At 59.3% G+C, this 12,600-nt stretch carries 9 protein-coding genes and 1 riboswitch; of the genes, 5 read left to right on the forward strand and 4 right to left on the reverse strand.

The window, feature by feature from the left end; all coding sequences use genetic code 11:
* Nucleotides 1-113: 113 nt before the first annotated feature.
* Nucleotides 114-342: riboswitch (cobalamin riboswitch) on the forward strand.
* Between the two features lie 121 nt (nucleotides 343-463).
* The 4 genes from ACMXYH_RS18310 to cobM all read left to right on the forward strand — a co-directional run bounded on the left by ACMXYH_RS18310 (nucleotide 464) and on the right by cobM (nucleotide 2,617).
* A complete protein-coding gene (locus tag ACMXYH_RS18310; RefSeq protein WP_129443648.1) occupies nucleotides 464-658 on the forward strand; it encodes a CbtB domain-containing protein in 195 nt (64 codons plus the stop codon).
* Nucleotides 659-669: 11 nt separating this feature from the next.
* A complete protein-coding gene (locus ACMXYH_RS18315; RefSeq protein ID WP_129443646.1) occupies nucleotides 670-1,377 on the forward strand; it encodes a CbtA family protein in 708 nt (235 codons plus the stop codon).
* The gene (locus ACMXYH_RS18320; RefSeq protein WP_129443644.1) at nucleotides 1,374-1,787 is read left to right on the forward strand and encodes a cobalamin biosynthesis protein; all 414 of its coding nucleotides are present in this window, start codon (nucleotides 1,374-1,376) and stop codon (nucleotides 1,785-1,787) included. The genes ACMXYH_RS18315 and ACMXYH_RS18320 overlap by 4 nt, the downstream gene beginning before the upstream one ends.
* 83 nt (nucleotides 1,788-1,870) lie before the next feature.
* Entirely contained in the window at nucleotides 1,871-2,617 is a 747-nt protein-coding gene (cobM, locus tag ACMXYH_RS18325) for a precorrin-4 C(11)-methyltransferase (protein WP_415764397.1), read from the forward strand.
* Nucleotides 2,618-2,764: 147 nt separating this feature from the next.
* On the opposite strand, the gene nfuA is transcribed toward cobM, so the two are convergent.
* The 3 genes from nfuA to ACMXYH_RS18340 form a co-directional block, all read right to left on the reverse strand.
* Nucleotides 2,765-3,349 carry a Fe-S biogenesis protein NfuA gene (gene nfuA, locus ACMXYH_RS18330; protein WP_008150988.1) on the reverse strand — a complete coding sequence of 195 codons (585 nt, stop codon included), beginning with the start codon at nucleotides 3,347-3,349 and terminating at the stop codon, nucleotides 2,765-2,767.
* 57 nt (nucleotides 3,350-3,406) lie between these two features.
* A complete protein-coding gene (locus ACMXYH_RS18335; RefSeq protein ID WP_415764398.1) occupies nucleotides 3,407-4,441 on the reverse strand; it encodes an acyltransferase family protein in 1,035 nt (344 codons plus the stop codon).
* Nucleotides 4,442-4,628: 187 nt separating this feature from the next.
* Nucleotides 4,629-6,923 (reverse strand): fatty acid cis/trans isomerase, encoded by a 2,295-nt coding sequence (locus ACMXYH_RS18340; protein ID WP_415764399.1) that lies wholly within the window; start codon nucleotides 6,921-6,923, stop codon nucleotides 4,629-4,631.
* A gap of 155 nt (nucleotides 6,924-7,078) precedes the next feature.
* Between ACMXYH_RS18340 and metH the strand changes: the two genes are divergently transcribed.
* Nucleotides 7,079-10,789 carry a methionine synthase gene (gene metH, locus ACMXYH_RS18345; RefSeq protein WP_415764400.1) on the forward strand — a complete coding sequence of 1,237 codons (3,711 nt, stop codon included), beginning with the start codon at nucleotides 7,079-7,081 and terminating at the stop codon, nucleotides 10,787-10,789.
* Nucleotides 10,790-10,851: 62 nt separating this feature from the next.
* Here metH and ACMXYH_RS18350 read toward each other — a convergent pair whose 3' ends face one another.
* Nucleotides 10,852-12,594 carry an NEL-type E3 ubiquitin ligase domain-containing protein gene (locus ACMXYH_RS18350; RefSeq protein WP_415764401.1) on the reverse strand — a complete coding sequence of 581 codons (1,743 nt, stop codon included), beginning with the start codon at nucleotides 12,592-12,594 and terminating at the stop codon, nucleotides 10,852-10,854.
* Between the last annotated feature and the right edge of the window lie 6 nt (nucleotides 12,595-12,600).

Below are 12,600 nucleotides of genomic sequence, written 5' to 3' on the forward strand. Positions count from 1 at the left end.
CTCCCACAGGGGAATGCATTTCAAATGTGGGAGCGGGCTTGCTCGCGAAGGGAGCGACTCGATATCCAAGTGAGAACCCTTGCCAATTGACGCCCAACCCCCGCCCATGCTCTCCTACACGCCTTGTTACGGGTGCCCTTCACAGGGTGAAACGGGAAACCGGTGAATCATGTGCTTTACTCTAAAGTCATGTCAGTCCGGTGCTGCCCCCGCAACGGTAAGCGAGCGAAGCGTCAGATCCACTGTGCCAGCAGTTCGGCATGGGAAGGTGATGCTTGCAGGTCAAGGCGAAAGCCAGCGCCCCTCGTGAGCCCGGAGACCGGCCCGCAACACAAAGTGACCATTACGATCACTGAATAACAAACCCGCGGTGGGCGGGCGCTGTTTGAACCTCTGCGTGCCCGACTCGCAGGGGTCTTCCATGCGCTCTATATCACCCGCTGACAGACCAGAGGGAAGCGCCATGTCGATCATCATCAGCAGCACCGGCCACACGACAGCCAGCACCACCAATACCCTGACTCAACGCCTGACCGCCGCCGTGTGTGCGTCGATCCTTGGCGCGTGCCTTGTGTATTTCGCCGGTTTCTCGCACATCGAAGCGGTGCACAACGCCGCGCACGATACCCGCCACAGCTCTGCATTCCCGTGCCATTGAGACCTGCCGACATGATCAAGCGTATTGCGCAAACCGCAGGGTTCACCGGGCTGCTGGCCGCCCTGCTGCTGACCCTGCTGCAAAGCTTCTGGGTGGCTCCGCTGATTTTGCAGGCCGAGACCTACGAAAAATCCGAGCCGGCGGCTGTTGAGGTTCACGAACACGCTGCGGGTGCTGTCGCCGCTCACACCCACGATGCCGAAGCCTGGGAACCGGAAGACGGCTGGCAGCGCGTACTGTCCACCACGGGCGGCAACCTGGTGGTAGCGGTCGGTTTCGCCTTGATGCTCGCTGGCCTCTATACCTTGCGCGCTCCGACCAAAACCTCCCAAGGCCTGCTTTGGGGCCTGGCCGGTTACGCCACGTTCGTGCTGGCACCGACCCTCGGTCTGCCGCCTGAGCTGCCGGGCACTGCCGCAGCTGATTTGGCGCAACGGCAGATCTGGTGGATCGGCACGGCGGCCTCCACCGCGGTCGGCATCGCATTGATCGTGTTCAGCCGTCACTGGCTGATGAAAGTGCTCGGCGTGGCCATTCTGGCCGTGCCTCACGTAATCGGCGCGCCGCAACCGGAGGTGCATTCGATGCTCGCTCCAGAAGCTCTGGAAGCCCAGTTCAAAATCGCTTCGCAGCTGACCAACATGGGATTCTGGCTGGCCCTGGGCCTGATCAGTGCCTGGTTGTTCCGCCGCAAAAGCGATGGTCAATACCACGCATGACTGAGATCAGCACAGCGCCGACTTTAGTGGTCGGCCTGGGCTGCCAGCGCGGCTGCCCTGCCAGCACACTGCGGGCGCTGCTCGATCAGGCGTTACAGGCTCATAAAATCGCACTTCACCAGATCAAGGCCCTGGCCAGCATCGACCTGAAGCGCGAAGAACCTGGCCTGATCGAATTGGCCGAACAGCTTGCGTTACCATTGCAGTACTTCAGCTGCGAACAATTGGCCGTCTATCAAACGCAACTTAGCCATCGTTCAGACATCGCGTTCGAACGCACTGGCTGCTACGGCGTCGCGGAAAGTGCCGCCCTGGCCATGGCCGAACAGTTGGCCCAGGCACCGGCAAAATTGCTGATTTCTCGACAAAAATACGCCCAGGCCACCTTGGCATTGGCCGGCGCCGCCTAAAATCCCCGATAATCCCCGTCTTTGATCATGAGCAATCTTCATCTGAAGCCTTGCCCAGCCCCTTTTTCTCACAGGAACCGACGATGACCGTCTACTTCATTGGCGCAGGTCCCGGCGACCCGGAACTGATCACAGTCAAAGGCCAACGGCTGATTCGCAGCTGCCCGGTGATCATCTATGCCGGCTCCCTGGTGCCCGCCGCCGTGCTGGAAGGCCATCGCGCCGAACAGGTGGTCAACAGCGCCGAACTGCACCTGGAACAGATCATCGAACTGATCAAATCTGCCCACGCCAAGGGCCAGGACGTGGCCCGGGTGCACTCCGGCGACCCGAGTCTTTACGGTGCTATTGGCGAGCAGATCCGCTACCTGCGCGAACTCGACATCCCGTTTGAAATCATTCCCGGCGTCACGGCCACGGCGGCCTGCGCGGCACTGTTGGGCGCGGAACTGACGTTACCGGACGTGTCGCAAAGCGTGATCCTGACCCGCTACGCAGACAAGACCGCGATGCCCGCCGGCGAAGGGCTCGGCAGCCTGGCGCAGCACGGGGCGACTATGGCGATCCATCTGGGGGTCAATCATCTGAAGAAGATCCTGGACGAGTTGCTGCCGCATTACGGCGCGGACTGCCCGATCGCGGTGATTCACCGGGCGACCTGGCCGGATCAGGATTGGGTGGTGGGGACGTTGGCGGATATTGCCGAGAAGGTTGAGGCCAAGGGATTTCGGCGCACGGCGTTGATTTTGGTGGGCCGGGTTTTGGGCAGTGATCACTTCAGTGAGTCATCGCTGTATCGTGCCGGACATGCACATCTGTATCGCCCATAAGATCAAAAGATCGCAGCCTTCGGCAGCTCCTACATGGGATGCGTACACCTGTAGGAGCTGCCGAAGGCTGCGATCTTTAAAGACTTCACCCATAAAAAAACGGCACTCACGGGTGCCGTTTTTTTATGTCTGCAGCGAACACCTTACTTAGTAGTAGGCGTTTTCTTTCTGCGTGTGGTCGGTGACGTCACGAACACCCTTGAGCTCGGGAATGCGCTCGAGCAAGGTGCGCTCGATGCCTTCGCGCAAGGTGACGTCTGCCTGGCCGCAGCCCTGGCAACCGCCGCCGAACTTCAGCACGGCGATGCCATCTTCGACCACATCGATCAGGCTGACCTGACCGCCGTGGCTGGCCAGCCCCGGGTTGATCTCGGTTTGCAGGTAATAGTTGATACGCTCATTGACCGGACTGTCGGCGCTGACCATCGGTACTTTGGCGTTTGGCGCCTTGATGGTGAGCTGGCCGCCCATACGGTCGGTGGCGTAGTCGACTACCGCATCGTCCAGGAAAGCTTCGCTGAACGAGTCGATGTAAGCGGTGAAGCTTTTGAGCCCCAGCGCCGTGTCTTCAGGTTTTTCTTCGCCCGGCTTGCAGTAGGCAATGCAGGTTTCGGCGTACTGGGTGCCAGGCTGGGTGATAAAGACGCGGATGCCGATGCCTGGGGTGTTCTGCTTGGAGAGCAGATCAGCCAGATAATCGTGGGCGGCGTCGGTAATGGTAATAGCGGTCATGGAAACTCCTCGCAGGCTTGGGCGCAGTTTACGCCAATCATCGCGCCGTACAAAGTCCTAGTATTTTTGTCGGGAAAGAGCTGGGACTGCCTCGATAGCCAATTCGCCGTCAATTCGGCCTTTAAGCCACCGATAGCTGCATTTTTCCACCCATTCGTAACTTGCCCACGAGCCCAGACCGATTGTCGCGGCGCAAACGGCGAACATCACGTAGGGATTGATGCCATAACGCTGTGCGACAAAACCACCCGCAGACAGTACCAACACATGCATCAGGTACACCGAGTAGGAGCAATCGCCCAGCAGTTTGAGCACCCGGCTGTTCTCGACAAAGCGCTCCAACGCCATGCACGCCATCACCAGCACCGCGCTCGGCAGCCCCCAGGCCAGCAACCGTGGCTGCGGCGCCAGGTGATAAATCGCCAGCAACGCGCCGCCAATGCCCAACAACGGTAGCCAGAACCCGGGCCTGATCCAGCCGCGACGGTAGATCATGCCAATGGCGATCCCCAGCAAGAATTCATAAACAATGTCCGAGCGGTAGAACTCGCTGATCCAGCCGTAGCCGGTCCAGGCCTGACACACCGCAAACAGCAGCGCCGCGACGATCAGCAGCCGAACCTGCAAGCGGAACAGCAGCGCCCAGGCAAACAGCACGTAGAAGAGCATTTCGTAGTTTAGGGTCCAGCCGACGTTGAGCGTCGGATAAATCCCGTAGCCGCCGGGGTTTTCAGTAGGAATGAACAACAGCGACAACAGGAAATGCGACCAGTCGACTGTCTGATCCGGCAGAACCGGCTGAGCGAACACCACCAGCAGCGCCATCAGCACCGTATACAGCCAGTACGCCGGAACGATGCGGAACAGCCGATACAGCAGAAAGCGCCCCGGCGGCAGTGATTTGCCCTCGGTGGACAGGAAAATCACCAGCCCACTGATGACGAAGAAGATGTCGACACCCACCGCGCCCTTGTCGATGAACATCTGCCCCACCGGCCCACGGGCCTGGAAGTCGAAGAATATCTGCATGAAATGGTGGCAGACCACCGTCCAGGCCGCGAGCGCGCGCAGTGCCTGTATTGAAATCAACATCGACGGCCCTCCCGATCGCATTCCCCCAAATCACCACAGATCCCCTGTGGGAGCGGGCTTGCTCGCGAAGGCGGTGTGTCAGTCGACATCAATATTGACTGATATACCGCCTTCGCGAGCAAGCCCGCTCCCACATTGGATTGGCGGTGCCCTAAAGATCCGACACCGGCCAACAGTCAAAGGTCGATCAAAGATTCTCGTACCGGTTCATGTCCAGCACGCCCTCTTCCACCGGTTCGGTCTCATGGACGTACCGACTCAGGTCATGGAAGTAGAACCAGAACTGCGGATGGCTGCGACGAATCCCCCAGCGCTCGACGATTTTTTCGAAGCGATTGGCGTCCTTGGCGTATTCCATCTCGTCCACGAACTCAGGCACTTGCTCGGCCGGGATGTTGAACATGAAGTTCGGATAGCTGCTGAGCACGCCCGGATAAATAGTCACGGTGTCGAGCCCAGGCTGATACCGCAGGGATTCGCCGAGCAGGAACGCGACGTTACTGTGCGCGCGGTTGCGCAGCAGGCTGTAAACCTCGCGCTTGCCGCTCGCGGTTTCGATGCGCAGCAGGGTCGCTTCCGGCAACTGATCGATAACCTTCAGCCCGGCTGCCGGACGCGAAGTCAGGCGACTCAACGCCTGCTCGGCGCTCTGCAAGGCCGGGTCGATGTTCGGCCGCGAGCAATAAGCGCCGTCACAACGGTTGATCGGATCAGGCTTGGCGTTGAGGTCGCCGTAACGGGTGAGCAACTGCATGGCGAAATCGCGTTTCGGGTCCTTTTCGTCCAGTACCAGCGCCGTCTCTTTGTCGTTATCGATGGACTCGTAGTCCAGCCACATCTTGAATTTGCCGCTGCTCTGGTACCAATCGTCGAGGTAATCGTCCCGCGAATCGGCCGGCATCAGGCGCAGGAAGTTCTGCTCGGCACCGTTGCGGATCAGGTCGAAGTACAACCGGGTTTGCGCCTGATGGGAGACATTGCCGAACACGTCGAAGTTGACCGCCAACTGGTAATACGTGCGTTCCAGCAGCGGGAAGTCGAACAGCCACATCGTTTGCGGCACGTCACCGATCAGGCCCTTGTTCACCGAGGCACTGTCAAAATGCCGGAAAATGGTCAGCAAAGCGTTATCGTTGCCGGCCCATAAGGTCGACCAGCTCGGGGCTGGCGCATCGGCGTAACTGTCACGGCGCAGCGCTTCGTACTGGTTACGCTTGTTGCGGTAGTCATGCCACAGGCTCAGGACACTGCCGACATCGTCGTTCTGCCCCGGCATCGCCAGCAATGGCGTGGCCTGGCCGCGATACTTCGGATCGATGATGTAGAGGTCGTGCTCAGGCGCCTGGAACATTGCCCAGAAGTTATCGCGGATCACGTCGGTGGCGATCTGGCCGCGGCACACCGGGCCGCGAATAAACGTACAGACGAAGTATTCGGCGTTATCGAGCATGAATTGATAACGCGCCTGGGCCGGGATCGCCTCAAACGTGGTGAACGGATTGGCCCGACGCTCCGGCCCGTAGCCCGGCAAGGCGTCGACCTGCCAGTTGCCGTTATAGAAGAGGCTTTTGATCCGAGCCATCTTCGCCGCGCTCAACGGGTAGGTGATGTGGGTCTTCTGCACAATCACGCCTTGCACCGGCCACAAGCGGTAATACACCTGAGTGCCCGGATCGTCATTCGGTCGACGTGTGTTGATCAGATCGATCGGCTGGCCGGTCGGCGTGCGCGAACGCACCCACTGAAAGAAATGCCCCGGCTCGCCGTCCTTGAAATAGAGATGAGCGAGAAACCAATGCTCGAACAACCAGCGCCCCACCAGGCTTTGCCGTGCGCCCGGTGCGTTGAGCAGGTTTTCCCACTGCACCACCTGCAACGCTTCTTTGGCGCTCGGCACAAGACCTTGCTCGTCAATCGGCGCGCCGGACGCCAGCCAGCGTTGCAGCGTCTGGTATTGCTGGTCGGTCAAGCCGGTGACCGCCAGCGGCATGCCTTCTTTGGGATGTGAACGGGCGTAGCCGTCGAACTCGGCCGGCATGGCGCACATGTTTTCCCGGTTCAGACCAAGGACGATGTCCTCCGGCAATTTGGCGTTGGGTTGCAAGGGGGTTTTGTGGCCCTGCTCAAGCATTCGCGCCATCAACGCGGCCTGACTGCCCTGAGCGTCGAGTACCGAATAGAAGTCCTTTTGCTGCCAGGCGCGTTTGCCGAAGGCGTCATAAAACAGCCGGGTCGGCGCGGCAGCCTGGCGGCGTTCGCCGTCGTAGACCGGGATCTTGGTTGCGCCACGGGCAGCCCCTTCGCCACTGCCCAGGTTGAGCTGACAGGCGGCGTCGTAGCAAGCATGGCAGGCCACACACTTTTCGGTGAAGATCGGTTGTATGTCGCGGCTGTAGGAAATGGCAGAGGAAATGGCCGGATCCTGCGCGGCGGCGCCCCAGCTTAAAAACAGCAAAACCATGCTGATGACGCGATAAGACATATCCCTGGTCCCGATCTTGAAAAAACGCCGCGATTCTACCGGTCTGCACCCCACTCCAACATGAGCGATATTCATGCAAAACCGGGACATGCTCTAAAACCGCACAGGTTTGCTATTATCCCGCCCCTTCGTCATGGTCTTTCCGAGTAGTCCAAATGTCCGATCGCAGTGTTCGCCTTCAAGCTCTCAAGCACGCCCTCAAAGAGCGCATCCTGATTCTCGATGGCGGCATGGGCACGATGATCCAGAGCTACAAGCTCGAAGAGCAGGATTACCGCGGCAAACGCTTCGCCGACTGGCCAAGTGACGTCAAGGGTAACAACGACCTGTTGATCCTGACGCGCCCGGACGTGATTGGCGCCATCGAGAAAGCCTACCTGGATGCCGGCGCCGACATTCTGGAAACCAACACCTTCAATGCCACTCAGGTATCCCAGGCCGACTACGGCATGCAGGGCCTGGCGTACGAGCTAAACGTAGAAGGCGCACGTCTGGCGCGCAAGGTTGCAGACGCCAAGACCCTGGAAACCCCGGACAAGCCGCGCTTCGTCGCTGGCGTGCTCGGTCCTACAAGTCGCACCTGCTCGCTGTCGCCTGACGTGAACAACCCCGGCTACCGCAACGTGACCTTCGATGAACTGGTGGAAAACTACACCGAGGCCACCAAAGGCCTGATCGAAGGCGGCGCCGACCTGATCCTGATCGAAACCATTTTCGACACCCTGAACGCCAAAGCGGCGATCTTCGCGGTGCAAGGGGTTTACGAAGAACTCGGCGTCGAGTTGCCGATCATGATCTCCGGCACCATCACCGATGCCTCCGGCCGTACCCTCTCCGGCCAGACCACCGAAGCCTTCTGGAACTCCGTGGCCCACGCCAAGCCGATTTCGGTCGGTCTGAACTGCGCCCTCGGCGCCAGCGAATTGCGCCCGTACCTGGAAGAGTTGTCGAACAAGGCCAGCACCCACGTTTCCGCGCACCCGAACGCCGGCCTGCCGAACGAATTCGGCGAGTACGACGAACTGCCGTCGGAAACCGCAAAAGTCATCGAAGAATTCGCCCAAAGCGGCTTCCTGAACATCGTCGGCGGTTGCTGCGGCACCACACCGGGCCACATCGAAGCCATCGCCAAAGCGGTGGCAGGTTATGCGCCGCGTGAAATCCCGGACATTCCAAAGGCCTGCCGCCTGTCGGGCCTGGAACCGTTCACCATCGATCGCAACTCGTTGTTCATCAACGTCGGCGAACGGACCAACATCACCGGTTCAGCCAAGTTCGCCCGCCTGATCCGTGAAGACAACTACACCGAAGCCCTGGAAGTCGCCCTGCAACAGGTCGAAGCCGGCGCCCAGGTGATCGACATCAACATGGACGAAGGGATGCTCGATTCGAAGAAGGCCATGGTGACCTTCCTCAACCTGATTGCCGGTGAGCCGGACATCTCCCGCGTACCGATCATGATCGACTCTTCAAAATGGGAAGTGATCGAAGCCGGCCTCAAGTGCATCCAGGGCAAGGGCATCGTCAACTCGATCAGCATGAAAGAAGGCGTCGAGCAGTTCATTCATCACGCCAAACTGTGCAAACGCTACGGCGCCGCAGTCGTCGTGATGGCCTTCGACGAAGCCGGCCAGGCCGACACCGAAGCGCGCAAGAAAGAAATCTGCAAACGCTCCTACGACATTCTGGTCAACGAAGTCGGCTTCCCGCCGGAAGACATCATCTTCGACCCGAACATCTTCGCCATCGCCACCGGCATCGAAGAACACAACAACTACGCTGTGGACTTCATCAACGCCTGTGCCTACATCCGTGACGAACTGCCGTATGCGCTGACCTCCGGTGGCGTGTCCAACGTGTCGTTCTCGTTCCGCGGCAACAACCCGGTGCGCGAGGCGATCCACTCGGTGTTCCTGCTGTATGCGATCCGCAACGGCCTGACCATGGGTATCGTCAACGCCGGCCAGCTGGAGATCTACGACCAGATCCCGACCGAACTGCGTGACGCCGTTGAAGACGTAGTGCTCAACCGCACCCCGGAAGGCACTGACGCCCTCCTCGCCATTGCCGACAAGTACAAGGGTGACGGCAGCGTCAAGGAAGCCGAGACCGAAGAATGGCGCGGCTGGGACGTCAACAAGCGTCTGGAGCATGCGCTGGTCAAAGGCATAACCACGCATATCGTTGAAGACACCGAAGAATCCCGTCAGTCGTTCGCCCGCCCGATTGAAGTGATCGAAGGCCCGCTGATGTCCGGCATGAACATCGTTGGCGACCTGTTCGGCGCCGGCAAAATGTTCCTGCCGCAGGTGGTGAAATCCGCCCGCGTGATGAAGCAGGCCGTGGCCCACTTGATCCCGTTCATCGAACTGGAAAAAGGCGACAAGCCGGAAGCCAAGGGCAAGATCCTCATGGCCACGGTAAAAGGCGACGTGCACGACATCGGCAAGAACATCGTTGGCGTGGTGCTGGGCTGTAACGGCTACGACATCGTCGACCTCGGCGTGATGGTGCCGGCGGAGAAAATCCTGCAGGTGGCCAAGGAGCAGAAGTGCGACATCATCGGCCTGTCCGGCCTGATCACACCTTCGCTGGATGAAATGGTCCACGTCGCCCGCGAGATGCAGCGTCAGGACTTCCATCTGCCGCTGATGATCGGTGGCGCGACCACCTCCAAGGCCCACACGGCGGTGAAGATCGAGCCGAAATACAGCAACGACGCAGTGATCTACGTCACCGACGCTTCCCGCGCCGTGGGCGTGGCGACGCAGTTGTTGTCCAAGGAATTGAAGCCCGCGTTCATCGAGAAGACTCGCCTGGAATACATCGAAGTCCGCGAGCGCACCGCCAACCGCAGCGCCCGTACCGAACGCCTGAGCTATCCGGCGGCCATTGCCAAGAAGCCACAGTTCGACTGGAGCACTTACGAGCCGGTCAAACCGACGTTCACCGGTGCCAAGGTGCTGGACAACATCGACCTGAAAGTCCTGGCCGAATACATCGACTGGACGCCGTTCTTCATCTCCTGGGACCTGGCCGGCAAATTCCCGCGCATCCTCACGGATGAAGTGGTCGGTGAAGCCGCCACCTCGCTGTACGCCGATGCCCGGGAAATGCTCGCCAAGCTGATCGACGAGAAACTCATCAGCGCCCGTGCGGTGTTCGGCTTCTGGCCGGCCAATCAGGTGCGTGAGGATGACATTGAAGTCTACGGCGATGACGGCAAGCCGATTGCCAAGCTGCATCACCTGCGTCAGCAGATCATCAAGACCGACGGCAAACCGAACTTCTCCCTGGCTGACTTCGTTGCACCGAAGGACAGCGAAGTGACCGACTACGTGGGTGGTTTCATCACCACCGCCGGGATCGGTGCCGAAGAAGTGGCCAAGGCCTATCAGGACGCCGGCGACGATTACAACTCGATCATGGTCAAGGCACTGGCCGACCGTTTGGCCGAGGCGTGCGCCGAGTGGCTGCACCAACAGGTCCGTAAAGACTACTGGGGTTACGCCAAGGACGAGACGCTCGACAACGAGGCGCTGATCAAAGAGCTATACACCGGTATCCGCCCTGCCCCGGGCTACCCGGCCTGCCCGGATCACACCGAGAAATCCACGCTGTTCAAGTTGCTGGACCCTGAGGCCTCGGAAATGAAAGCCGGCCGCAGCGGCGTGTTCCTCACCGAGCACTACGCCATGTTCCCGGCAGCAGCGGTCAGCGGTTGGTACTTTGCTCACCCGCAGGCGCAGTATTTTGCCGTGGGCAAGATCGACAAGGATCAGGTGCAGAGCTACACCTCGCGCAAGGGTCAGGAGTTGAGTGTGACCGAGCGGTGGTTGGCGCCGAACCTGGGTTACGACAACTGATCGTGGTCCCGGGAGTCGACTGGTGCGACTCCCGGGGTTCTTATGAAAGCTGCAGGTAAACGCTACAACCCCACCAGCGTCCGTTCTTTTTCAGACAATTCGCGCACCAACTTCCCTTGCTCGAAGAGAAGGTCTGCCTCTATCGCCTGCATGGCGGTTTTGTACTGCTCCTGCGCGCCTTCGCCGTAATTTGGATACGCCTCGTCTACATCATGCTCTCTGCCTGCGAAACCCTCTCGCACCTGGGCGAACCGTTCAGGGTATTTGTCCTTCAAATAGTCGCTCCAGTACTTGCGGCCGACCAAATCATCAAGAAATGCCGATGATTGTTCTGCCGCGATCACTTCAGCATGGGCCGCATCGAGCATGGCAGGCGTAACGTTGCCGCTGTAGCGCATGCCTCTTGGTTGCCCCGGCAACTCAAGTCGCTCGGCAAGGCCGATACGATAGGCTAACCGCACTTCCGCCGGATCAGTTGAACGGCGCTGTGCCTGTCGCTGGACAATGTCACGGTTAGCGATTTCCTCGACTTTCCCCAGGCGAAACAGGTTCCTGCCAAGTCTGAACAAGACGTTGCCTTGTTGGCCCGGGGAAATTGACTTAGACGTCTCAAATTCGAAAGCCTTAACTTCTATATCGCTGAACAACAGGATTTGACCATCAACGCAAGTTGCGCCAGACCTTGCCATTTCGAATATCGTATCCCTCAGACCTGCGTCGCTATCGGCCACCCTCAGTACGGTATGGACCCGCCGCACAAGATCTGAACGTCCCGTCAGGAAGTCTGTCGTACCTTCCATTTTGGTCAGCAGATTGAAGAAGAACCGATTGTTTTGCGCTTGCTCGAAGTCATTCCATATCCGTACCAATTCCTCTGAGTCGGCTGCTGATGGAGCGATCCATCGCTCACGGGCGCCTGTACCTGTCACCTCATCCATATCCACCTCTACGTCACTTGCGATCGAGTCATCACTATCGCTGTCGGTAAAGCCGCCGCTGTCGCTACTGCGGTTAAACGGCTCCAACGCCTCGTCAATCTCTTCAGGCGTCCATCCCACTATCTGCTCGCCCGCCTGCACCTGATTACGCAGCATTAGCAGGCTCGCGGCATCCAGAGTTTCGTTGCTCGCCAGATTCGTGCCCGCACGCAATACCCTGCGCTCGTCGGCCATCAGGAGCGGCGGAATGGACTCGATCATGTTGTCGCGCAAATCCAGTGCGCTGAGCGAGGGGAGCTGAAGCGCTCCCTGCGGCCACATGACCAGGCGATTGCCACTCAGATCGAGGGCCTGCAAACGGGTAAGAGGGCTGACATCCAGCGACTCAAGCCAGTTTTCCGCCAGGTTCAATGACTCCAGGTTGCTCAATCCTGCAAGCTGACGCTGGAGCTGAGGCGCATTGGACAAACGGTTATTGACTGCCGAAAGTCGCTTGAGGCTGTTCAATGAGGTCACTGACTCTGGCAAGGCATACATTGCGTTGGCATTCAGCGCCAGGGTATGAACATGAGTAAACGCGCCGAGGAAATCGCTTAGTCCCTCTTCTCTCAGATACACGTCGTTCAGGTTCAACGCACCGACATGAGCGAAGTCGGCGGGTAGAGCCGGGAGATTGCCCAAGGGGTTATCGGACAGATCAAGGATATAACCTCCCGATGCGCTCTCCACGGCCTGCGCCCCGCGGAGGTTCTGCCTCCAGCACGCCATTATCCGGTCAGCCGCCTGACGACGCCCGGTGGCTGCAATCCACACAGGAGGAGAGGATTCACCCATCTGTTGTGGTTGGGTTTCGATCCATGTGTTCAAGGTCTT

This window comes from Pseudomonas frigoris, from assembly GCF_047758635.1.
In the GTDB taxonomy this organism is placed as follows: Bacteria; Pseudomonadota; Gammaproteobacteria; order Pseudomonadales; family Pseudomonadaceae; genus Aquipseudomonas; species Aquipseudomonas frigoris.